General features: G+C 36.1%; 18 protein-coding genes. 9 read left to right on the top strand and 9 right to left on the bottom strand.

Annotation, left to right across the window (positions count from 1 at the left end; translation table 11 throughout):
- Positions 1-936: 936 nt before the first annotated feature.
- The 3 genes from BUB71_RS14190 to BUB71_RS14185 all read left to right on the top strand — a co-directional run bounded on the left by BUB71_RS14190 (position 937) and on the right by BUB71_RS14185 (position 2819).
- Positions 937-1545, top strand: coding sequence for a hypothetical protein (locus tag BUB71_RS14190; RefSeq protein ID WP_139279120.1), 609 nt, complete (start codon positions 937-939; stop codon positions 1543-1545).
- A gap of 349 nt (positions 1546-1894) precedes the next feature.
- Positions 1895-2032 carry a hypothetical protein gene (locus tag BUB71_RS19650; protein ID WP_175552375.1) on the top strand — a complete coding sequence of 46 codons (138 nt, stop codon included), beginning with the start codon at positions 1895-1897 and terminating at the stop codon, positions 2030-2032.
- Positions 2019-2819, top strand: coding sequence for a hypothetical protein (locus tag BUB71_RS14185; RefSeq protein WP_073155927.1), 801 nt, complete (start codon positions 2019-2021; stop codon positions 2817-2819). Before BUB71_RS19650 ends, BUB71_RS14185 begins: the two co-directional genes overlap by 14 nt.
- Before the next feature lie 101 nt (positions 2820-2920).
- Here BUB71_RS14185 and BUB71_RS14180 read toward each other — a convergent pair whose 3' ends face one another.
- A complete protein-coding gene (locus BUB71_RS14180; protein WP_073155924.1) occupies positions 2921-4321 on the bottom strand; it encodes an amino acid permease in 1401 nt (466 codons plus the stop codon).
- Between the two features lie 215 nt (positions 4322-4536).
- Between BUB71_RS14180 and BUB71_RS14175 the strand changes: the two genes are divergently transcribed.
- From BUB71_RS14175 to BUB71_RS14165, 3 genes are all read left to right on the top strand, one after another.
- Positions 4537-4974, top strand: a complete 438-nt coding sequence (locus BUB71_RS14175) for a MarR family winged helix-turn-helix transcriptional regulator (RefSeq protein WP_245815644.1) — start codon at positions 4537-4539, stop codon at positions 4972-4974.
- Positions 4975-5038: 64 nt separating this feature from the next.
- On the top strand, positions 5039-5896 hold the full coding sequence (locus tag BUB71_RS14170; protein WP_073155916.1) for an EamA family transporter: 858 nt from the start codon (positions 5039-5041) through the stop codon (positions 5894-5896).
- Between the two features lie 135 nt (positions 5897-6031).
- Positions 6032-8065 (top strand): Na+/H+ antiporter, encoded by a 2034-nt coding sequence (locus BUB71_RS14165; RefSeq protein ID WP_073155913.1) that lies wholly within the window; start codon positions 6032-6034, stop codon positions 8063-8065.
- A gap of 59 nt (positions 8066-8124) precedes the next feature.
- On the opposite strand, the gene BUB71_RS14160 is transcribed toward BUB71_RS14165, so the two are convergent.
- Together BUB71_RS14160 and BUB71_RS14155 are read right to left on the bottom strand one after the other, a co-directional pair.
- On the bottom strand, positions 8125-8775 hold the full coding sequence (locus tag BUB71_RS14160; RefSeq protein ID WP_073155910.1) for a class I SAM-dependent methyltransferase: 651 nt from the start codon (positions 8773-8775) through the stop codon (positions 8125-8127).
- Between the two features lie 900 nt (positions 8776-9675).
- Positions 9676-10278: a peptidoglycan-binding protein gene (locus tag BUB71_RS14155; RefSeq protein WP_139279119.1), complete on the bottom strand. Its 603-nt coding sequence runs from the start codon at positions 10276-10278 to the stop codon at positions 9676-9678.
- Positions 10279-10691: 413 nt separating this feature from the next.
- Between BUB71_RS14155 and BUB71_RS14150 the strand changes: the two genes are divergently transcribed.
- Positions 10692-12290: a SulP family inorganic anion transporter gene (locus tag BUB71_RS14150; protein WP_073155904.1), complete on the top strand. Its 1599-nt coding sequence runs from the start codon at positions 10692-10694 to the stop codon at positions 12288-12290.
- 290 nt (positions 12291-12580) lie between these two features.
- Here BUB71_RS14150 and BUB71_RS14145 read toward each other — a convergent pair whose 3' ends face one another.
- A complete protein-coding gene (locus tag BUB71_RS14145; protein ID WP_073155901.1) occupies positions 12581-12790 on the bottom strand; it encodes a hypothetical protein in 210 nt (69 codons plus the stop codon).
- Positions 12791-13036: 246 nt separating this feature from the next.
- Positions 13037-15385, bottom strand: coding sequence for an AAA family ATPase (locus BUB71_RS14140; protein WP_139279118.1), 2349 nt, complete (start codon positions 15383-15385; stop codon positions 13037-13039).
- Between the two features lie 553 nt (positions 15386-15938).
- Here BUB71_RS14140 and BUB71_RS20220 point away from each other — a divergent pair.
- The gene (locus BUB71_RS20220; protein WP_281248209.1) at positions 15939-16067 is read left to right on the top strand and encodes a hypothetical protein; all 129 of its coding nucleotides are present in this window, start codon (positions 15939-15941) and stop codon (positions 16065-16067) included.
- Positions 16068-16981: 914 nt separating this feature from the next.
- Here the strand turns inward: BUB71_RS20220 and BUB71_RS14135 are convergent.
- The 4 genes from BUB71_RS14135 to BUB71_RS14115 all read right to left on the bottom strand — a co-directional run bounded on the left by BUB71_RS14135 (position 16982) and on the right by BUB71_RS14115 (position 23127).
- The gene (locus BUB71_RS14135; protein ID WP_073155898.1) at positions 16982-17371 is read right to left on the bottom strand and encodes a hypothetical protein; all 390 of its coding nucleotides are present in this window, start codon (positions 17369-17371) and stop codon (positions 16982-16984) included.
- Positions 17372-17425: 54 nt separating this feature from the next.
- Positions 17426-20926 carry a tetratricopeptide repeat protein gene (locus BUB71_RS14130; RefSeq protein ID WP_073155894.1) on the bottom strand — a complete coding sequence of 1167 codons (3501 nt, stop codon included), beginning with the start codon at positions 20924-20926 and terminating at the stop codon, positions 17426-17428.
- Positions 20927-21388: 462 nt separating this feature from the next.
- Positions 21389-22465, bottom strand: a complete 1077-nt coding sequence (locus tag BUB71_RS14120) for an alpha/beta hydrolase (protein WP_073155888.1) — start codon at positions 22463-22465, stop codon at positions 21389-21391.
- 11 nt (positions 22466-22476) lie between these two features.
- The gene (locus tag BUB71_RS14115; protein WP_073155885.1) at positions 22477-23127 is read right to left on the bottom strand and encodes an AAA family ATPase; all 651 of its coding nucleotides are present in this window, start codon (positions 23125-23127) and stop codon (positions 22477-22479) included.
- 171 nt (positions 23128-23298) lie between these two features.
- Here BUB71_RS14115 and yknW point away from each other — a divergent pair, with 171 nt between their 5' ends.
- Complete coding sequence (gene yknW / locus BUB71_RS14110) at positions 23299-23925, top strand: YknW family membrane protein (RefSeq protein WP_073155881.1); 627 nt, start codon at positions 23299-23301, stop codon at positions 23923-23925.
- Positions 23926-23983: the final 58 nt, after the last annotated feature.

Here is a 23983-nt window from a genome sequence, read left to right as displayed (position 1 = left end):
CTGAAAGAACTTATGATTTGAACATTTCTCTTAGCTCTTTGATGACTGTACATTTAATATACCATACTAGGAATATTCCTGTAAAGGTATATTCTAAAAAAATTTTATTAATCATTGTACTGACAAATAATATGGGTAGCGAATTGTCTCCATATATTACTCATTTCTAAATTCAAAAAGAGAAATTTCAAAATCCCCTCCTCTTTTTACGGGCACTCATGTATGATCCGACCGGTTTCATTTGACTCTTTCTGTTCAGTGGTACTATTTTGTTATAATATCAATAGATATCCAACTTAATTTATCTAGAAAAAATGTTATTGGAAAATTAAAAGTGAAAAGATTCTACTTCTGTAAAAGATACATACTCTACTATTTGAACTACTACCACCAACAGAGGTGGTAGATTCCTGCGAACACCAGACCAACGTCCAGTTATCTTAGCAGGCTCTACCCGCCGTCCCAGCGGTGAAAACAAAGTATGCTCTGCTATGCTCCCTACTTTCGCTTGGTTTTCGCAACTTCGGTGAGCTGGGTGGTTGAAGATTTTACGTTACTGACCCTTTTCAGCAACAACCCCATATCTTCAGTTTTCAAAGAGCTACAACTATTCTAACAAAAAAAGTGGTTCTAAGCATCCCCGCAAAAGGGATACCGAACCACGTCCCATTCACCTCACCGCTTGTAGAAGCGGGAGTACTCTTGGACGAATTTGGATAGAAATAAGATTACGATTGTCATCCTTCTACAACAGAAACTCAAATTTACTGTGCGGATAAACATTTGTTAATATTCGTTCTAGCTTCAAATAGCAAGTACTCAGTTGGAGTATAAAAGAGATTCATATTTTATATATTATCATTCCATTGTTCTGCAAATATTTAAGCAATATATCTATATTTATACTATTATATAATAGAAAGGGGTGGAAAAATATTGAATAGCAAATTAGCAAAAAGAGGGAAACTGGCACACTTCATGGCCAATAGAAAAAGGAGTAATATGACCACTTTAGCGGCTCTAGCAAGTTTAGCTTTAGGTGGATTCGGTGTGTATGGAATCACAAATTCCCTGCAATCCGAACAATTAGATAAGTCTTCATCTGTTTCTTCAGTACAAAAAAATTCTTCACCGCCTGAGCAATTGTCAGATCGAGTTGCTGAGGTTGATTGTAAAAATCTAACCGACCAAGACTTTGCGCTACTAAGCTCAGGTGAAATGATGCTAAAGGATCAAAGCCGTATTAACATCTCAGAAAGTCCCCAAGAGAATCCAAAAGAATTTATATCTACTTCACACATTTATGAAGTCTCTTTTTTAGGAGATCACTCATCTCCACGTCTTTATACCAATCATACACCTGAGGCGACAAAAGATGTATCAGATCAAAAAATAGTCTTATTTGAAGATAAATTAAAAGACCTAGTTGACTTCAACAAAGAAGTTTCCAATTATGCTTATGCTATCTGTGTTCAAGATCAACAAAACGGCTATGTAATGGATGGTGATGGAGCTACTGTATATAATCTTTATGAAAAAGATTAATTCATCTAAAGGAGCAAGCATTGATCCTACAGCATCATCGCTGCAAATGGACCAATGCTCGCTCCTTTTATCAATCGTCTAGATCGTCTAAATCGTCTAGATCGGCTTTCGCCGCATCCTGATACACGTCACGTACGATACACGCATCAGTACCTTCACACGGATCTTTTCCACAAATGGTACACTTCACTCCGGTCTCCTTAAAGTAAACAACAAACCGGTTGCTTCAAGACATAAGTCATGAACTTGCTTGTTCCTACTCTCCTTCTACCAAGCAAGGATTACCACAACCTAACATTATCTTAGCATATGTAAGAACAGAGACAATGCACTTGGAAGGAGGATTTAAATGAAGATTGAATTGAATCGACAAGCACAAATTTCATTATCGAAACAAATTTCCACCTATGTATCTTCCTCCTCTAAAAGATGGATATGTTTATTTCGATCTCATTTGAAAAGAGGGATGAATAGTGATCAAGGATAAAGAAACCAACTTGGAAAATACTTCTCCTGTGCTTTCAGTATTTATCGGGCCATCCAATTCAGGTAAAACAACAATAATTGAAATGATTGAAAATATTTTCGGAGATCGGTTTGGAGAAATATTTATTCCCGATAAATTGATTCAACAATTTCAAAAAGAGCAAAGGGAATTAGATCGAAATCTTTCATTTCAAGAGGCACAGAGAAGGGCAGATTCTCTAAATATGATCACAAATAAACGCAATGAGTATATACGAATGAGAAAATCATTTTTATTTGAAAGTTGTTCCATTCCCATAAACTCTTTAGAAGTTGCTCGAAACAACGGCTTTATTACAAACCTTTACATAGTCTATTTAGATGATCTTGATTTAAATATTGAGCGGTCAAAACAAAGAGCCCAAGATGGTGGAATTGCAGTAACTTCTGATTTTATAAAGAGCAATAACAAAAAAATTACAAAAATGTTAAATGACGAACTTAAAAAAAATGACTGTATTTTTGGGATTAATAATTCAAAGCATCCTCGAATCATGTTTATTGTACACAATGGAAAAGGAATATATCGTGAGGATAAATACATACCCGCCTCTATTCAGCCATGTCTATCAGGGATTCAATTTCCTGAAAAAAATCCTTCTCTTCCCTTACTGGCATCTTTACTTAAAGATAATCCATTAGCAAAATTAATGTGCGGGAAATTATTAGATATATTTCTACGTAGCAAAATAGTAACCAATCAATCACTTACAATAAATGAAAGAACAACAGAAGAACGATATAAATGAGAAGGATTTTATTGATATTTTGCCCTTGTTGCTATTAACTGCTTATCTTCTTCTGGAAATCTCGATCAATCTGTAAATAGCAACTACATTTATCATCATTGTTAAGCAGAATGAGATTTTGATGGATACCTTTCCTGATCTCTTTTGTGTAAACCCCGTCCATAATAAATAATCGTAAGTATACCATAAAAAATGGGTCCAACGATCACAGAAATTCGTGTATCTGGAAAATACATCATCACCCCTACTACCATTAATAAAAAAAGTAGCGTGAAATAATTACTATATGGATACCAAGGCATCTTATATTTTAATTTTTCCTGTTGATCCTTTGTGAGGCCCTTGCGATAGCGTAGTTGAGAAAGCAGAATAATCGCCCACGTCCAAATAGCACCAAATGTGGCAACACTCGTAATAATTTTAAAAGCCTCTTTCGGCATCCAATAGTTAAGTCCTACCCCTGCTAACAAAGCAAGACCCGAGATTAAAATAGCTTTTCCTGGTACTCCCGATTGATTGATCTGTTTCCAATTACTTGGGGCATCCCCTTGTGAAGCTAAGTTAAATAACATTCGACCCGTACTAAAGATACCACTATTACAAGAGGATAGAGCTGCTGTCAGTACTACAAAGTTAATAATACCAGCAGCTGCTGGAATACCAACATGAGCAAAAGTTGTGACAAAAGGACTTCCTTTGGTTCCAATCTCAGTCCAAGGATAAATAGACATAATGACAAACAATGCACCTACATAAAAGATAAGAATACGCCAGAAAACATTATCAATGGCTCGAGATAATGTTTTCTCCGGTTGCTCTACTTCTCCTGCTGTAAGACCAATCATCTCTATTCCCAAATAGGCAAACATCACCATCTGTAAAGACATAAGAATTCCTTTATAACCATTTGCAAAAAAACCACCATGATTCCATAGATTACTTATCCCCGTGGCTATACCACCATTTCCTAACCCAAAAATAATAATACCAAAACCTACAATAATCATCAGAAGGATCGTGACAACTTTAATTAGCGCAAACCAAAATTCCAACTCACCATAAGCCCGTACAGCAATAAAATTAATGGCCGTAATAACAAGTAAAGAAATCAATGCCCAAATCCAACTCGGTACACCTGGAATCCAAAAGTCCATATAAGTACCAACCGCTGTCACTTCCCCCATACAAGTTACAACCCACATAAACCAATAATTCCATCCGGTAATATATCCCGCCCATGAGCCAAGATGCTGATGAGCATAGCGACTAAAAGAACCCGCCACTGGATTTTCAATCGCCATTTCGCCAAGGGCTCGCATAATAAAAAATAAGGCGAATCCTCCTAATAAGTAGCTAATCATAATCGATGGACCAGCCAGCTTAATTGCAGAAGCAGAACCTAAAAATAAACCTACACCAATAGCGGCACCCAATGACATTAAAGTTACATGACGCTGTTTTAGTCCACGTTGTAACCCTTGTTTTCGCTGTTCTTTCTCCATATAATCCTCCTTTAGTTTTTTGGTATTGCCTATATTCAATTATATATGTTTCACTCTCTTCCGACTTATCTAATTATAAATTAAAACAATATTATTCTATTAGATGGGCAATTAAGCAAATCATTTCATATTGACATTTTAAATGATCTCTCATATCATTAATTTCAAATTCAAATATTACAGGATTGAAATATTTGAAGGAAGGAGGACTATCGTTGAATGATGACACTACACTCAAGCTATTTATTGTTTTATCACGTGCATATAAAAGTGTAATGGAACACTCTCAACTAGATGCAAAACGGCATGGTTTGAGTCTATCCGAATTTTCTGTGTTGGAACTGCTTTATAGTAAGGGAGCTTTTTCGCTTCAGGCAATTGGTAAAAAAATCCTATTAGCAAATGCCAGTATCACATATGTAATAGATAAACTGGAGAAAAAGGGCTATATCACCCGTAAACCAGATCATAAGGATCGGCGAATGATCCTTGCAAATCTTACCCCTGCCGGTCTCAAGTTGATGAAAGAGATCTTACCTCAGCAGTTTGCTGCTTTAAATGAAGCCATGGACGGTTTAAATCAACAAGAAAAAGAATTGGCGATTCAGTTACTTAAAAAATTGGGAATCTCAGCAAAGAAAAAACTCTCCTAAAAAATTTAGCCATTTATTTTGAATTCGTACTATATGAAATTGAATGAAACAGGATGTGAAAACGATGGTCATCAGTGGTTTATTATATGGATTACTCTCTGCTTTTGCTTTTGGAACAGCCGATTTTCTAGCTGGTTTATCTAGTCGAAGAATTGGGAGTTATACCACTTTGATTTATATGCAAGCGGTTGGTCTAGCTGTACTAAGCATTTACCTCTTTAGTAGTGATGAGTGGCATTCTATTATGAATCATGGATATATGGTCATGCTAGCTATGATATTTATGGGAATTGATCTTCTGGGAATCCTTTGTCTCTATCAAGGGCTTGCCATAGGCAAAGTATCCATTGTTGCTCCCATCGCTTCAAGTTTTGCTGCCATTACGGTAATCTTAGCTATTATATTTGGCGAAACTCCGTCTATCATTACACTTATCGGGATTATTCTGACAATTATTGGAGTTATCATCGCTTCTCTTAAATTAACAGAAGAACCTTCGTCAAAAAGTTCACGAAAAGGAATCATGTGGGCCATTTTAGCATCCATTTTACTAGGAGTAGCATTCTTTGGGCTAAAATTCCCAACAAGTCAAATGGGCGCTTTTAGTACAGTCTGGATTGGTCGAGCTCAATCTATTATTGCACTACCACTCATTCTACGGGTTTTCAAACAAAAACCTAAAAGACCTCAACTAGCTGATATAGGCTGGATCTCTTTAGTTGGCATTTTCGATGTGATTGCTCTCATTAGTTATAACTTAGGAATCACTACTGCAAATACTTCTGTTGTCGTTACGATCACTTCATTATTTGCCATAGTTACTATGATTTGGGGAATAATAGTTTGGAAAGAAAGGATCATTTGGAATCAAATATTAGGTATTAGTACGATCTTGATAGGTATCCTATTAATCAATTTATAACCTATCTACAGGAAACTGCTAGATGTTCATAAGACTCATTTCAATGGAATTCTTGTTGGTAAGCTGTAGAGAACGAAATTTTGCATAATAGGTAAGAAAAAGCTAAATGATATGGTTTAAAAGGGTGCCTTTCTGATGGAGTTATTCTTAATAATATTATTGCTATTGTCAATAATTGGGGTTTCAAGCATCTTGAATCACTGGCTTCCATTTGTTCCCGTTCCTATTATTCAAATTATATTAGGTGTAGTGATCGCTTTACTGCCTCTAAACATCCATGTTTCACTGGAGACTGAGTTGTTTTTGGTTTTATTTATTGCACCTTTGTTATTTCATGATGGTCGAAATGTTTCTAGACGGGAGTTATGGAATTTACGAATCCCTATCTTATCGCTTGCTTTAGGTTTGGTATTTCTTACTGTACTTGTAATCGGACATTTGATTCATCTGATCGTACCATTGATTTCGTTACCAGCAGCTTTTGCACTCGCTGCAATCTTATCCCCAACAGACATTGTAGCTGTAAGCGCTATTTCAAGCCGAGTGAACATCCCTCAAAAGTTGATGCATTTACTTGAAGGGGAAGGATTGATGAATGATGCATCAGGGCTTGTAGCATTTAAGTTTGCTGTTTCAGCAGCAGTAACTGGAGCTTTTTCATTATGGCATGCAAGTGTTAGTTTTATCGTAATTGCATTAGGTGGTTTCCTAGGGGGAATTATTCTTGCTATCTTGATTATTCGATTGCGAGTCTTCATCCGACGATTAGGGATGGAAGACGTCACAATACATATGCTCATTCAGATTCTTACTCCTTTTTTCATCTATATTGCCATAGAGCAAATGCACTGTTCTGGTATTTTAGCTGTCGTATCCGCTGGAATTGTTCATGCAATTGAAAAAGATCGAGAAAGAACACCTAAAATTGGATTACAAATTGTTTCAAAAAGTACTTGGACGGTTGTTTTATATATTTTAAATGGACTCGTTTTTGTTTTGCTAGGATTACAGATCCCCCATGTGATGAATGAGATTTTTTCCAATCCTCATTTTAATAACTATGTTGTAGTTCGATATATTCTTATGATTACGATTGCACTTATATTTCTACGTTTTGTCTGGATCTCAACGGTATGGTGGATTGGATGGAAATTAAAGATAAAGCGAATTGCCACCCCCACATTGAAATCAGTTGGCATTTTAACAATCTCTGGCATTAGAGGAGCCATTACTTTGGCTGGAGCATTTTCAATTCCGTTAAGTTTAGCAAATGGTATGCCGTTTCCAGGAAGAGAACTTATTATCTTTATTGCTGCTGGTGTTATATTATTTACATTAATCTTGGCTACTTTGCTATTACCTATTATGGCAAAATCGGAAGACTATATAGAGAAAAAAGAAATTGAAAAGATGGAGAAAAGAGCCTTAATTAGGATGAAGGAAGCTGCCATTCGGACTTTACAAGAATTAACAAACGAAGAAAATCATCTAGCTTCCCTAAGATTAATTACAACCTATAGTCATGAGATGAATGAGTTAAAATATGGGATTCCTGCTAGAGAGTCAAATGAAATAAAACAAAAAAAGAATGATCTGCGATTGAAAGCATTAGAAGCCCAGTCGCACTTTATTACTTCTTTATTTAAAAGTAAAAAAATCGATCGTGAAACTGCTTATCTCATTCAACTTTCCATTCGACGATTGGAAATGGCTGTCACCAACCGATTTAGATTTCAAACCCTTTATCTAGGCACAATTTTAAAAAGAATTTTTTACAAGCTCCTTCTATTTTTTCGCTTCAAAAAGCAAAAGCGTTTCTTCAATAATCAAACAAAAACAAACGAATTAAAAAAGAAATTGGCAAAGGTTGCAATTCAAGCATTGAAAGATGAAGTAACACCAGAGAATAAGAGTATTGTCTTTCTAATTATTGGAGAGTTCAACAAAACTCTAACAAAACTAAATGATTCCATCCCACAATCTGCTTCCACTAAAAAATTTCGTTTGGAACGAAAATTACAGGATAAAGCATTCCAAGCAGAACGGGATGAATGTCAATCTTTATATGAGAAAGGAAGCATAACATTAGAATTGCTAAGAAAGTTACGACAACAAATCAATATTCGTGAAGCATACTGGATGGATGAATTGAACACTCCCGCCACCTAGCTGGCGCTTGTGGTGAGGGATTCTTGGGAACTCCCATCTACTATGGGATATGAACCAAATCAGATCCTATCTTCTTTTTTATTCCTACCCACATATACAAATCCATTAGAACGGTTACCATTCATTGTAAAAAACCTTATCTTTTCATACTTTAACTCTTCAAAGTCTCTTGTCAATTTTCCCACTCGATTCTCACTATGATGGCGCAAAATTGCTCCATCTGATAATTCAAAAACACCGTAAGTCGAATATTTATCACTATATTGTTCATATCTTTTTTTGTTTCGTTGATCATCATTAAGTAGAAAATCATTAATATAGAGAATTCCTTCAGGTTTTAATACACGTTTTATTTCATTTAAAATATCATTCTGTTCTTGATCCTGATATACACATGTGAGAACAGCCAGTAGTAAAACTGCATCAAAAAAGTTATCTGAAAATGGGATTTTTCCACTCTCAACTGTATCAAATTGAATAGGCATACCATGCGATTTTGCCCGCTTTATCATCGCTTCTGAAAAATCTACTCCATATAAATTCGTAAATTTTCGTTCATTTAAATCAAGTAATGTTCTCCCATACCCACAGCCATAATCCAATATATACCCATCTTTATTTACATACTTGGAGAATAGCTCATTCTGGAAATCTGTCGTAAATTCCTTTTCATTTGCTACACTGTTCCAGTATTTTAATTGTGATCTCATCTGCGTACATACTCCCTTCTATTGACCCATTGAAAGTATAAAAGCTAAGAACTAGCTAAGATCAGCACAATGGAATTTACTTTTAAAAGTAGACCATCATCTTACCATAATCTACTGATAAGAAAGCCGAGTCAACGTTCAAGAAAATACACTCATTATGTTCAGATTGTATAAATCACCTCACCTTTCCATTATTTCCACGAATAATATGATAATGAGGAGGTTCAATTACTCCACTTAATGCACCTTGTATACGAGTTTGATTTTCTAAATAGCGTCTATCCAAATTCGTCCAAGAGTACTCCCGCTTCTACAAGCGGTGAGGTGAATGGGACGTGGTTCGGTATCCCTTTTGCGGGGATGCTTAGAACCACTTTCTTTGTTAGAATAGTTGTAGCTCTTTGAAAACTGAAGATATGGGGTTGTTGCTGGAAAGGGTCAGTAACGTAAAATCTTCAACCACCCAGCTCACCGAAGTTGCGAAAACCAAGCGAAAGTAGGGAGCATAGCAGAGCATACTTTGTTTTCACCGCTGGGACGGCGGGTAGAGCCTGCTAAGATAACTGGACGTTGGTCTGGTGTTCGCAGGAATCTACCACCTCTGTAGGTGGTAGTAGTTCAAATCCATTACCTAGAAAGTGACCTAGTTGAAAACCCCTTCTATATTCTCCTTCCTGATAGAAACGTATAGTAGTCTGTCCAGATAAAGTGTTTGGTTCTGTAATTCGATGCATTAATCAATCCGCAATGCTATCCAATACTACAGGTTTTTTTCCACGAAATAATAAGATAATGGATCAGTCACAGGAAAACATATTTTAAGGTAAACACTTGTATAAACTGTATATTCGTAATATATCGATTATTTTTTATATAAAACATTAGGATGAAACGATAAACCTAATGTTTTTGATTCCAAATCTTAACCAATCGATTCCATGTTTCAGGTCCTGGGTATCCATCTGCGTCTTTACCAACCCAACCTTGGGCAACTTGAAAAGATTGACAATTTTTTTGATCGGCTTGTGTAAATGTAGAATTAGGACCCTCTTGATAATATTTTCCATAACCAGCGTTAACCAATAATTGCCCTAATTGAGTCACATATTCATTTTTAGCATTCAATTTAAAGTATTCACGACCAGGGAATTTTTGGGAAATAGTTGAAACTTTCTCTTGATCTGATGATTTATCTACCTGATTCGTTTGTTTTTGTTCGATATTTTTTTCTTTTTCATTTGTATTTTGTTGAGGTGTGTTTAAACGCGATGATGCTGGCTTTTTCACTACAGAATTTTCTTTCAGCTCTTTCGAGGGGGAAATTGACTTTTGTTCTGGTGATTCAATTTGTGAAGAGTGTTCATCTTGTTGCTTGGGTTCATTTTTGTAAGAAGCAGGACTTTGGGGATTGATGAATTGCTTGGTTTCTTTCACAACATCAATATTATCTCCTGTAAAATAATTATATACCTTTAGCCCTAAAGCCGAAACAAAAATAATCAAAGCTAGACCCATTAAACCAAAAAGCCCTTTGTAAAATAACCATTTAGATCGACTCATGATACCACCTTTTATTAGATTATTTCTACTTGGAAGAATGATTGATGAAATTGATACATATCTACCTATTTTTGCTCGAAAAGCCCATGAGTCATTTTATAGTAATTGCCTATGAAAAACCACGTTTTTTTAGTTGATTTAACAAAATATAACTAAATATCCCTTTGATACAAAACAAAATTCAACTAGTTATGCGTATTGCTTATTGTTTTGTTTTTTGTCGGAAATATTTGAGAAATAAATACTAGTATAGTAAAATGATTATTGCGGAAAGCATGGGCCGAATGCCCCATTTGGTAAAAAAAGTAGAATCAATATGTTCCTTAATGTCAAATATTTTTGAGAAAAGGATGGCGATGAGAGAAAAAATGTTTACAAATCAGCGTTTTCGTAAATATTCATGGTCCTCTTTACAGCGTGATCTGCTCGCAGGAGTAATTGTTGGGATTGTAGCAATCCCCTTGGCCATGGCATTTGCAATTGCCTCAGGTGTAAAACCAGAATATGGCATCTATACGACCATTGTTGCTGGTTTTCTAGCCGCACTTTTTGGTGGATCACGATTTCAAGTAGTAGGACCTACAGGCGCTTTTGTCCCTATGCTATTTGGGATTGTTATGCAATATGGATATCAGCAACTTTTGATAGCAGGTTGTCTTGCAGGTGTGATTCTCATTATGATGGGGTTGTTTCGTTTAGGAACATGGATACAATTTATTCCTAGACCCGTTACAATTGGTTTTACAGCAGGAATTGCAGTGATTATCTTCTTTGGACAAATTAGTGCTTTTCTTGGTCTCGATATTCAGAAACAAGGGCAGTCTTTTGTAACAAAATTATTAATCATGATCAATCATGCCCATACATTTGATATATGGAGTCTTCTAACAGCTTGTATCTGTCTGACTGTAATTTTGCTTCTTCAACATTTTTGGCCAAAGCTACCCGCACCCATTATCGGTCTTGTCTTATCAGCATCAGTTGCTTATCTTTTTTATCCCGGAAAGGTCAGCACAATTGGCTCACTATTCGGTGGTTTCCCCAGTTCTCTCCCCTCTTTTACATGGCTTCCCATTTCAATAGATAACGTAATCAATTTGTTGGTTCCCGCTATGTTAATCGCTTTTTTGGGTGGTATAGAATCACTATTGTCCGCTCATGTCGCTGATGAGATGAGTGGAGATAAGCATCACAGTAATCGCGAGCTGATCGGGCAAGGAATTGCCAACGTTGTAACGCCTTTTTTTGGAGGAATTCCAGCAACTGGTGCGATTGCGCGAACAGCAACCAATATTCGAAGCGGCGCAATCTCCCCTTTGTCATCCATGATCCATAGCTTATTTGTACTTTGTACTCTGCTCTTTTTCGCACCCTTTGCTGTTCATGTACCCCTCGCCAGTATGGCCCCCATTCTCATGGTTGTCGCATGGAAAATGAGTGAACGAAAAAAATTCCAACAATTATTACAAATGAAAACCAGTGATTCACTTGTACTCTGTGTTACCTTTTTATTAACTGTACTCGCTGATTTAACCATTGGTGTGTTAGCTGGGATCATATTATCTATGCTGATCTTTATGATTCGGATGGGCAAATGTCACATTCGGTCTATTGAATTGGACAAAACGCCTTCAGATATCGGGATCTATTCCTTAGAGGGACCTGTCTATTTTGGATCTGTCAAGCAATTGATGAATTCGATACAGGCTCACCCTGAACACCAAAAAGTGATTTTGATGATGGATCATGTGCCATATCTAGATACTACTGGGGTTACTGTGATGACAAAAATACGGGATCAATTTCAAGATCGTGGAATTGAGCTGGTCGTAAGTGGTCTTCGTTCACAACCAAAGAGCGTTCTAATGAGCACGGAAAATTGGAAAACATATGATTCCCCCATAGAAGCGATAGAATCCGTTAACATGAAAGAGATACTCACTCAAGTAGAATAAAAAAAACAGTTGAGTACGTTATTTTTAATAAGAAGGAAAGATTTTAAAAGTACATGTAGAACTTCTTTTTACATGTACTTTTTAGATTGGCGACTCTTACAACAGTATGGAGACTATATGTACACGTCATCAAGGTAGATACTCACTCAATTACATAATAAAAGGTTCTTTAGGCTTATTGATCAATACAGATCGATATCTAAAGGAGCAATCAGTTAGAATAGAACATATAAGTTCAATCGACTTATTATAGTTAAACTCTAATGAATGACCAACATATTGATATCTCACTACTTTTTCTTTGATTTCCTCATAGTATATGCAGCTCCCATTGATAAGCCAAAGGCTAATCCAAATCCAATACCTATTAATAAACCTTGCAATAAATTCTCCATGAGAAGACCGATTGCAGCTCCAAAACTCACCCCAAATCCAATACCTATTGATAAACCAATCACAGGTCCAAGTTCTTTTTTTATCTGCTTTTGAGGTTCAGACATATCTTACCTCCATTCATTCTAAAAAGTCTTGGTTTCATATTACTAATCTAATAATACTCCATCCCTCTCCAATATTACAAAAAGTCTCTCAAATCTACTATTTACTCATATAATGCTATAGTTAAATAAAAGAAACCCAGGGATCTTGAAGACCCTGAGTTTTTTCATAACCTTAGCGAAACCATAAATGTTATTTTGTTAAATATCCCCTAACGCTACTACTTGCTTCATTTATCTACAGTTCATTTAGGATATAAAATCTTCCGGTTTTAGTAAGATTAAATCATCTTTCTCCAATCTACTTAGTTCTTGTAATCGCAAAGCTTTATTACGAACCGCTTGTTCAAATAGATTGCGAACAAAGCGACCATTACTTGAACTGGGGTTAGCAGCTTCTTTTTCAAGGATTGGCCATAAAGCAGCTCGACAATCGTTATGTAAGCGATAATTTTCTGCTTCTGTCTGAATGACTAGAATCTGAAACAATTCCTCTGCACTGTAATTTTGGAAATGGAACACGTGTGGAAATCGGGATTGAAGTCCTGGATTTACAGCAAAAAATTGATCCATATCTTGATCATAACCAGCCAAAACAACAATTAGATTTTCTCTGTGATCTTCCATTCCTTTTACCAACGTATCGATCGCCTCTCGACCAAAATCACCTTCTCCTTTTGGAATCAAAGAATAAGCTTCATCAATAAATAGAATGCCACCCAACGCTTCCTTTATTATTTCGTTTACCTTTACTGCTGTCTGGCCAATATAGCCTGCAACTAGCCCACTACGATCTGTCTCTATCAATTGACCTGACTTTAAGATGCCAACTTCTTTCATTACTTTTGCCAAAACGCGTGCAAAGGTGGTTTTGCCTGTACCTGGGTTCCCTTTAAAAACCATATGTAACGATTGACTCCATCCTTTACTTAAACCTTGCTCTTCACGCATTTTTTGAATACGTATCTGAGCAACAAGTGAACGAATGTGCTGTTTCACTTCTTCATTTCCCACGATCGTAGAAAATGCTTCTTCTAGCTGAAACGGCTTAGTATCGACAACTGTAGGATTAAAATCTTCCGCACGAAGCATAGTGAGTTCATCTTCTGAATAATGTTCAAGTTGCTTTAATCGTTTGGATTGCTTTCTTACGGCTTGCTGTATGATATTGCGCACTAAACGTCCATTTCCATCATCATTTCGACCTGCAATCTGTTTGCTTCGAAGTACGTCATACAACGCTTTTTCTGCCTCACCGTGCAACTTCAACTGTTCTTGTTTTAATTGCTGTAAGGCAAGTTGAAACAATTCATCCGGCGTATAGTCTGGAAATTCAATTTGGTTTGGAAAACGGGATTTTAAACCACTATTCATTTTCAAAAACTCATTCATCTCTTTTGTATATCCTGCTAAGATCACAACCAAATCTGAACGATATTCTTCCATTCCTTTTACTAATGTATCAATTGCTTCTCGTCCAAAATCAAACTCGGCTCCTCTGGACAAAGCATATGCTTCATCAATAAATAGAATGCCACCCACTGCCCTCTCAATCACTTTTTTCGTCTTTGGTGCCGTTTGACCAATATACTCAGCAACCAAATCTTCACGCGTCACTTCTACCAAATGCCCTTTGGATACTACTCCCAAGGAATGAAGCGTCTTTGCCACAATACGTGCAATTGTTGTTTTTCCTGTCCCTGGGTTACCTGTGAAGATCAAGTGCATACTCTGTTTGGAAATCGGCTGTCCAATTTTACTACGCTCATTTTGTAAAGCAACCCAATCTTTTAATTCATAAATATAATCTTTGACTGGTTGTAGCCCAACCATTTCATCCAATTCCTTCAATGCTTTTTCGATTTGCTTGGTTCGCTCTTTTTCAGATAACTCACTGATTGGAATATCTATAGAAGAAGCGGTATCCTCTCCCCATGAACCAGCTTTCTGCAAATTCTCCCCTGTAACCTTAATTTGAAAATAGATAAATTCTCGGTGGTTAGTAAACTGGTTTATTCTCTTGTTAAACTTTGATTCTAAATAATTTGCATCAATTCCATTTACACCATATTCTGTAGTTGTATACAGGTTAATATGGAACCATTCAGGATCTTCCTTCCCCTCACTAATATAATATGAGCGCAAATTCGGTTCCTGATTGACCAAATCAATTAAAGTATTAAGCATTTGTAATAGCTGGCTTTTATATAAACGATAACCATTGGTCATGGAACGTAAAACTAGTTGGTAACCTTTGATAGCAATACTAATCAACAGCAATGTCCCGATATAGGACGAAATCAAAACCAACACTGCTGACGAAATCGTATCCATTACTGCAAAAGAGAAGATAGCTAAGAGTACGAAGATAGCAAGATTCCATTTTAACTTCATTGCATAAAACGGAATAATCAGCCAACTAAAATACCGTAGAATAGAATGCATACTTTTCAACTCATCAATACCACAATCAATTGTTGTCTTCCATTCTGTAAATATATTTTTAGGAAATGGCGTGAAACCGTTTTTACGAATATGACCGTAAGCAAGTCGGTTAATCCGTCGTTTCATAAATGTAGAAATGTTGGCAGGCAACATTTTTCACCTCCAATACTAGTATCACATACTCAGTATAAATCACCTAACCACATACGCCAATTATTCTAATTAGTATTTATATTCCGAATAAAACGCATATAAATTCTTCTACATATCAACTAGTGCAAATTGATATTTAAGGATAATTAAAGTGAGTGAATTAAACACAGGAAGAGGAAAATCATACATAAGCTCTTTCATTTCATTTTACCATTTTAATAAAAAAATAAGTCTCATTAGAAGAATGGTAACTAAATTCTCCAATGGGACTAAACCATAAGTTTTATATCCAATGGTTGATTTGCATCTAAACCATCACCATCCATCTAGCGGATATCAGCCGATACACAATCAAGGGAATACTTCGATATATTTATAATAATTTTTTATTCTAAATATTAAGATAGTAGAATCGAGTTGATCGCGGCAGTTTTCGCGATCACTGAGGGCACGGGATTCCCTCGCGGGTGTTTCCGCAATTCATTTATTCACAGGGTCTTACGACCACTCGTGGTGAACCCGTTTTTCACACACTTGTCTTTTCTACAGCATCTTGAATGTTGCAGAAAGCTACTTAGTCACTGGCGCCGCAGCAGGCACACGAGTTGCCCCTGGGCGGGCAGTTGCAACCGCAGGACAGACAGCCCCCCGTGTGGTTGGGGCAGTTGGACTCGGAGCATGACTCGACAGTGACCATCTTGGTCAGATCCATGATTCACCTTCCGGTGTCTTGACAACCATTCGAAAATAGGTAGTAGTGGCACCTCTCGGATCCCCGACAAATATCACCTCCAAAGATAGGCTATAAGAGAAATTGTCGGGGTATGACATAATCCAGTCATATAACAATCCCCCAAAGTGAGAAAAGCTAAACATGAAATTTTGACTTGGGCTGTTTTTGATCACTGACAACAAAATTTCCTAACTTGAAACAAAAACAAATTTTATTCAATTCGATAACTCAAACCTGTGATAACTCCAAAGAGGCAAATTATTCTTTGTTCTCGGACTCCAGTGGAAGTTGAAATTGTTGGTCAGTTTACAAGAGAATGAATTTGAAAGAGAATCTTCTAGTTAATTTGAAGCCTTTATGGCTCGTAAGGAATTTAAAATCATCAATCGAAGAATGATTTGTGGTAAACTCCGGGCGATCAGAGATGGGGAGTATATGAGGGTGCATACCTCAATGGATATATGAAGATAAGAACACCAAAGGGTATTATATTTGAACCAATTCCTGAATAAGCAAATATCGATAAGCGTATTTCTGAATGCTATATACATTTAATAACAACCAGAATCACTAAAAGACTAAATGAAATGGGTATCCTTTAGCCCTCAAGATCAACTCTATGTCTTCATATATGAAAAACTTGAATCAGCAATCACTCCACCTATTTGAAAATCTTAACCAAATTCCTGTTTGGCTTTTAAAGCTGTTACTTTGAAGTGGCTCCTCCCAACGAGTATCCATAATAGAAAATTGGATGTCCCTTAAAACAATATTTATAGAGGGCATCTCCTGTAACCGCTAATAAATCATTTGACTCAAATACACCTCCCGTAACTTTTTTCCCTTCTGAAATCTGAGGTTTATCAACCTTTTAAAAAAGATTGTAATAAATCCATGACCATACTGACTAATCCTGCACCCAATTGACCTCCTGCAAGTAAATGGCGAACATCTCCTAAACGTGCATTTAATTGTTTGATAACCCCAGATTTTGGTTTTCCTGCTTCTATTTGATCCGAAACTGTCTCACCTAAGTCAATAATATCCTCCTTTTGCTCTTCTGACAGCTCATTTGTTTGCTGTGCCCATTGAATTAATTCGCTTATCTTTTCTAGTAACAACTCATTCTCTGTATTAGACATTTTATTCATCGTTATAAAATGTACAGATTCATCTTGACCAATACTGATGATACCTTTGTTTTCCTTTGCAAAATGAAAAACGTTTTTATTATCATACTTTTTTTCTTCCATTTCCCCATCTCCCTAATAGTGGTATAAATGAAAATTTTCCCGATATAACAATTTTTAAACTAATGAATTTAAGTCGTGGCAGATTCTATTTGCTCGTTCCAACCATTTCCTGCCTTCTTTCATATCTAGTGGAAACTTATTCCCTTCTAAATATCGTTCTCCACATTCTAGCATGGCATGGAGGTCACCTTTCTCGGCTGTTTCAATCAGCCATTTTCTACCTTCTTCAATATTCTCCATTAATCCATTTCCATCTAACAAACGAACACCTAATTCAAGTTTGCCTGCATCAAAGCCACGTAAAGCTGTCTTATGAATCCATTTCTCTCCATTTACTATATCTTGTTCAAAGCCATTACCATCCAATAACCGAATACCTAACTCAAGCATTGCAGTAAGATTCCCCAATTTTGCTGCCCTTAGTATCAGTTTTCTTCCATTTTCAATATTTTGCGGTAGCCCTTCACCTTCCAGAAGACGTACACCCATTTCTAACATAGATCTTTGGTGACCGCTTGTGATTCCTTTATCTAACCAGTATCTCCCCATCGATTGATTTACATCTAAACCATCACCATCTAGATAACGCACACCCACTTCACACAAAGCACGTGGATAACGCCTATTCCTACCATGCGTCTTCTTCAGATAGCGCCGTCCTAATTTTACATTTCTCTGAAACCCTCTTCCATCTAACATCCGAGATCCTATTTCAAATTTTGCCTTCGGATCTTCAAATGATTGTTTAAGCAGTTTGCGCCCTCTACGTAAGTCCTGTGAATATCCTCGACCATCCAAAAGACGGATACCCAGCTCAACAATTGCTGGTTGATACTTGAGTTCCTCAACTGCAAGATTTAACCAGTTCTGACCCTCTTCTTTCTGTTGTGGCAAACCTTGTCCGTCAAGCAAGCAGATAGCTAATTCTAAAATAGCCTGAGGATAACCCTTTTTTGCAGCTCGATAGATATATTTTTTCCCTTTTTCAGGATTGCGTTTGAGCAAGTCACCTGTAAGATAACGTTTTGCGAGATCCAACATCGCATTTTGGTAACCGGAATCAGCGGCTTGCATTAACAAACGCTCGCCCTCTTCGATATCCCTCTTCTGCTCAAGCAAATACTTAGCGTACAGATAAATTGCTTGAATATTTCCTGCATCGCATCCCTTTTTAAACCAGTATTCTTGATCAATATAAAATCCTATTTCTCTCAATTCGTCCCCATTCAAAATCAACATCATCATTGCTTCAATCGAACCTAAATTTGCTGCTTGTTCAATCCAACAAAGCCCATTCCTTAGATCTTTTGGCAAACCATTACCTTTTAACAAGCGAGTTCCCAGTTCAACCATTCCTTTCGATGAACCTTTCTGAATCGCTCGTTCTAACCACTCTTTTCCTTTTCTTTGATCTACTGGTGGATGATCAATATAATGACTCCCTAAAAAAATCATTGATGAAATATCGCCTGCATTAGCAGCTCGAGACAGCCAAATTCGTCCTTCCTCTATCTTTCGATTTGCTATAAGAATTACTCCTAACAGCCGCATTGCATTTGTATGCCTAAGCAACGCTGAATGAACAATACATTTGAAACGAAACCCAGAACGATAACCATCTATTCCCCGAGTATTATTATATTTGGCAATTTGAAAAAGAAGATCCGCATTCTGATGACCCAATTGCTTTATTAGCTCATCACCAATTTCTTCAGCATACCATTCCTTCTTTAACCGATTTTTATCCATCCAAAATTCTAGGAAGTTTGTTAAGATACCTAGCATTTTTTCCTTACCAAAACGACGATTCAGATATTTTGGTTTAAGCATTTCTAATAACCATCGAATCACATATTGAAAACATTCTTCCATATCTAAACCATAAAACTTCTGTCTTACAAAATCAGCGTATGCTTCCACATACAGTTTTACCCCCTCGCGTAAAACATCTCCTTCTAGCTGCTCATGAAGCTGATCTAAATATCGCTTCACATCGGGTAACTGATCTCCACATACCCGTAAAAATAGCTTGATCATATCGAAATCAAGCAGAGCTATTGGTTGAAAAATTGCAAGCAATTGGTGAACTCTGCTTAGAATCGGAATGACTTCCTTAGGAGCTCCCTTTATTCTCCACTTCTCTGCCAATCGTTCAAAGAAGCCTTTTTTATCGTATACCTCTACTTTAGAATATTTTTTTTCTAGTCTTTGTAGATCTCTCGCAATCGGAAATACCAGCAGTGCAATACCGGCGGTCTTTTGCATTACTTTGTCAACAAATGCCTGACCAACTCGATCTGTAAATGAGATCTCCAACAGTTGCGCAACTTGATCTCTGTGGAGATGAGAAACAGGCGAAAGATGCTCAACACAATACTCATGATGCCTTAATAACCATTGTTCAGCTGCACTATTTTTACAAGCTGATACTAGAAAAGTGACACCTTCCGGCAAATTAGTAGGTAAAAAACGGAAATCCTCTTTATATGGAGAGACTTCATCAAGTCCATCTATCACGACTATGATTTTTCCTCTTTCATTGACTACTTCTTGAAGAGCCGCCCTCAACTCCGCTTCATACCTTACCATCACATCAACATCTTCTGCAAACATTTCATCATCAGGCACCCATTTTATTTGATCGATGATTAACATATTCAATTGCTCGAGCAATGATTGAATAAACATCTTTACATTTCCAACTCCACTTTGAAAAACAACTTGTGGCAGCCAAGGTGCAACTGTACGCTGTTCATCCCAATATGATGAATGAATCAGCTTATTGATTAAAAAAGTCTTTCCTGTTTCTCTTCTACCAGTCAATAGAATGTACTTTCCTGAATGATTCTGATTCAGTTTCTTCTGAATCTCTTCTAGTTCCGAGTATCTTAACTGAAACTCTTGGCTTCTCTTCTCTACTTTCGTTGCTAACGAATGCAATAGATTTTTAGAAAATATTGGGTCAAAAAAAGTGTGTCTTCTGATCTCTCTTTGCACAGCTTCAAATGATTCATCTAACGTTTGTATACAAAGAGCTAAAAATAGTTCTTTCATTTGTATATTCTGATCAGATTGGACAAAACGATTGCGTAAGTCGTTAATTCTGTTTTGAATTTGTATACAATTATGATCGTTTTTGATCATCTGTTTAATCAGTTGGACCCAATTTTCTACTGCATGATCAAACTCTTCACGAGTAATAGATTGATTTTCTCTTTTAATCATTTGAACAACTGAGTCAATATTCAATCTATATTTTGTACGGCTTAAAACATACATCTGATCACAAAGAAGTAATAATTGATTCAATCGACTCATAATAGGTGCTATCATTTCCTGAGGCAACACGAACTGGATTGCTGCTTCAAATAGATAATGATGAGCTCGAAAATGCGAATGTTGCGAGCTCTTTTCATTCACTATATTCTGAATGGATTGTCCACCATATATTTTTGTTATATAGACTCGAGAATCATCTTGAGGAATCGCAATGATTCCATCATTATCTCCAAAATTAAATTCATTTCCGATATGTAAATTGTCATCGTTCTTCATTTTATCCTCCTATCATACAATTTGATTTGATCACGAAAAGCTTTCCCTCTTTATTTTCTAATCAAACAAGATTGAAAGATCTACATGATTTAAAGCAAAAATCGATCTACTCTTTAAATAAATATCTTGTTTGTAGGATTTGTTATGATCTTAAACGCTTCCCTTATACTGATAAAGATTGATATAATCTATATCCAGGTTGAGGGATATACTACTCCATACATCCAATCTTCAAAGGAGGATTAGATATGTTTACAATCGCTATTATCATTCTTGGTTTATTATTAGCACTTACTTTATATTTGACCATTTTTTTGGGTAAATCACAAAAAAGTAAACATAACGCTACATACGAACAAAATCGTATAAAAACGCTTTTCTTATTAAGTTTTATCTATATAGTTACAATCATTTGTGGAATAGGTTTTGTCTACTTTATTTTTATTTATTCCTAAAATAGATTTATTCTATTTCCCTGGATTGATTATCTTTATAAATGATCTTCTCAAAAATTAACTCCTCTTTTCCTTTAGATGAAGCTTGAAATAAAGATGATCGCAGCCGTTTCGATCCTATATTTGTAAAATGAAACACATTCGAAATATACACTTCTGGAGATTGAAGATAGGATTTCACATGTCCTTGTGCATCGGTCAGCCAAAGCATGACAGGTCCTTTACCATGATAGTTTTGCCATAATTTCACACTCTCCGAAGCGGGTATCGCATAATCATGCTTCGAATGAACTAAGAAAAGAGGAGGAAAGTCCAATGATTGAACCGCTTTAAGAGGAGATTCCGGATCTATTTTTTTTAATTTCGCCATGCCCATAATGACTGGTAACAACCCTTTAGCAATGAAATGTCCCCCTGATATTTTTTGCGCTGCTAAGTGGGGAACATAATCCTGAATATATGTTTTCATATCTGAAAAACTTGAATCAGCGATCACGCCACATATTTGAAAATCTTGACCAAATTCCTGTTTGGCTTTTAAAGCCGTTACAATTGAAGTAGCTCCTCCAAACGAGTATCCATAATAGAAGATTGGATGTCCCTTAAAACCATATTTATAAAGAGCATCCCTTGTAACCGCCAATAAATCATTTGGCTCAAATACACCTCCTGTAATCTTTTTCCCTTCTGATTCCCCACATCTCCTCGAATCATATAGTAGGCAAGTATAGCCTCTTAAATGAAACTCTTTTAGTAATCCTCTTACTGTAGGATTACTAATTCGATTACCTGAATAACCATGAGTAAATATCACTAATCCTTTGGATTCTTTTTGGGGTCTTACGAGCCAGCCTTGGAGTTTAAACTTCTGATTTCGACGATCACCATCAGTATTTTCAATTGTAATATTTTCGTAAAATGGTAAGTCTATATCTTTTATAAGAGGTTTTCTTTTTGGGGTTAACGCTTTCCAAATTATACATTCACTAATCGCTATTGTACCGGCAATTGACACCAAAGCAGTTGATGTAATCCTCTTCATTAGATGGATATTAAATTTTGGAACTAACTTGCCTGCATCCATATCATCACCTTTTACGATCGAACGATTTGATTGGTCTTTATTTTTTTCTTAATATTTGGCATGTTTAAAAATGAACGTTCTTTTTCTATCGATTTTTGAATTTTAGATTTTAAGTTTTTCAACTTACTTGGCAACGGTTCATTTATATATATAATTTTGTTATCTCTAATTTCCATTATTTTTTTGAATTCCCCTGAATTTCCCCAAACTGTAACTGTATTAGCATATTTTAATGCTTTTAAAAAATGAAAATAACATAGTGGATAGCCAAAGCGAATAAATAGTTTTGGAATGGAATGACCACCATATCGAACCCTTTTAGCAACATTTTGAATATGATGACTTGGACTGTTAAGACTTATGAAATGCAGGGAAATTTGATACCCTTTCTTCTTTGCTAGTTTCATTTTTCGTAATGGTTTTTGGAAAACCAATGTATACTCAATTAGAAAATCTAAATTTCTGTTCAATGTGTTTTTCAAAGTTCGATTCATTTCACGCCTAGCCAAAAAAATCCTTAGCAACCTCATTGTATATTTAGAATTTAATTTTTTACTGATTTCATCAGCATCTAAAATAATACCTGTAGGATGCAATAACTCTCGAAAGGTACTTTTACCAGAACCGTACAACCCAGCTACAATAATCATTTGTTTATTCAATCTTATCACCTATGCTCTAAGCAAATAAAGATTAAAGTATACTATTGCTACGTATTAAAATGGAATCAATTCCTTGAAAACATGAAAAGATGCCTAGGTTCTTGATTTTCTTTTATATTTCATACAAAAATAGAAGGGTAGCTTTTATCATACATAGGAGAGAGGATAACAATGAAAAAGCCTTCATTACTCGGAATGATTTGGAGACCACAAACTGAACTTTCTAGGCTATATGAACAACCAACGCTCTGGATGCCTTTGTTCATCATTTGTGTTCTTCATTCCCTTGCAATATTCTTTGGTACACGTATCAAAACAACGGAGTGGATTCCAGGTAACTCTACCCCTGTGTCAATTTCGTATACCTATATGCCAATAGGTTCATTAATGGTTGACCTCATATCGTATTTAGTTTCTTTATTAGTCATGACAAGTATCCTATATGGCATTTCTAAAATCTCAAAAAAGGCAGTATCATACAAACAAGTCTTATCATTGAGTATCTATCTTCAAGCAATCCCTGTCCTTGCTAGTGTATTAAAGGCCCTTACCCATTTTTTTGAGCGTGGGGAACAGTTGGTTTCCTATTCGTTTCAATCACTATTTCATGTATCGCCTTCACATCTAGCTTACGTGTTGGGTTCAATCACCATCTTTACTATCTGGAATTGGATACTATCTGCATGGGGTTATCAAAAGGTTCTCGGCTTTTCTAGACCAATCTCCTGGATTTGGGCAATTCTATTATGGTATCTACCATTCTTGATTGGAAATCTTATCGGTTTCCCTCAAGTTTAAAATCAGTGTGCTTCATCTCTCTGAAACACACTGATTGATTCATTTAAACCTCAATTTT

Origin of the sequence: Seinonella peptonophila (assembly GCF_900129355.1) — a bacterium.
Taxonomy (GTDB): domain Bacteria; phylum Bacillota; class Bacilli; order Thermoactinomycetales; family Thermoactinomycetaceae; genus Seinonella; species Seinonella peptonophila.
The sequence above is the reverse complement of the archived record's forward strand: the minus strand, read 5'-3'. Positions and strand labels throughout refer to the sequence as shown.

Bases quoted from the DNA above. Each gene is read 5' to 3' on its own strand.
- BUB71_RS19650 (WP_175552375.1), top strand. From the start codon at position 1,895: ATGAAGATTGAATTGAATCGACAAGCACAAATTTCATTATCGAAACAA.
- BUB71_RS14180 (WP_073155924.1), bottom strand. From the start codon at position 4,321: ATGGAGAAAGAACAGCGAAAACAAGGGTTACAACGTGGACTAAAACAG.
- BUB71_RS14170 (WP_073155916.1), top strand. From the start codon at position 5,039: ATGGTCATCAGTGGTTTATTATATGGATTACTCTCTGCTTTTGCTTTT.
- BUB71_RS14165 (WP_073155913.1), top strand. From the start codon at position 6,032: ATGGAGTTATTCTTAATAATATTATTGCTATTGTCAATAATTGGGGTT.
- BUB71_RS14160 (WP_073155910.1), bottom strand. From the start codon at position 8,775: ATGAGATCACAATTAAAATACTGGAACAGTGTAGCAAATGAAAAGGAA.
- BUB71_RS14150 (WP_073155904.1), top strand. From the start codon at position 10,692: ATGAGAGAAAAAATGTTTACAAATCAGCGTTTTCGTAAATATTCATGG.
- BUB71_RS14145 (WP_073155901.1), bottom strand. From the start codon at position 12,790: ATGTCTGAACCTCAAAAGCAGATAAAAAAAGAACTTGGACCTGTGATT.
- BUB71_RS14140 (WP_139279118.1), bottom strand. From the start codon at position 15,385: ATGTTGCCTGCCAACATTTCTACATTTATGAAACGACGGATTAACCGA.
- BUB71_RS14135 (WP_073155898.1), bottom strand. From the start codon at position 17,371: ATGGAAGAAAAAAAGTATGATAATAAAAACGTTTTTCATTTTGCAAAG.
- BUB71_RS14130 (WP_073155894.1), bottom strand. From the start codon at position 20,926: ATGAAGAACGATGACAATTTACATATCGGAAATGAATTTAATTTTGGA.
- BUB71_RS14120 (WP_073155888.1), bottom strand. From the start codon at position 22,465: ATGGATGCAGGCAAGTTAGTTCCAAAATTTAATATCCATCTAATGAAG.
- yknW (WP_073155881.1), top strand. From the start codon at position 23,299: ATGAAAAAGCCTTCATTACTCGGAATGATTTGGAGACCACAAACTGAA.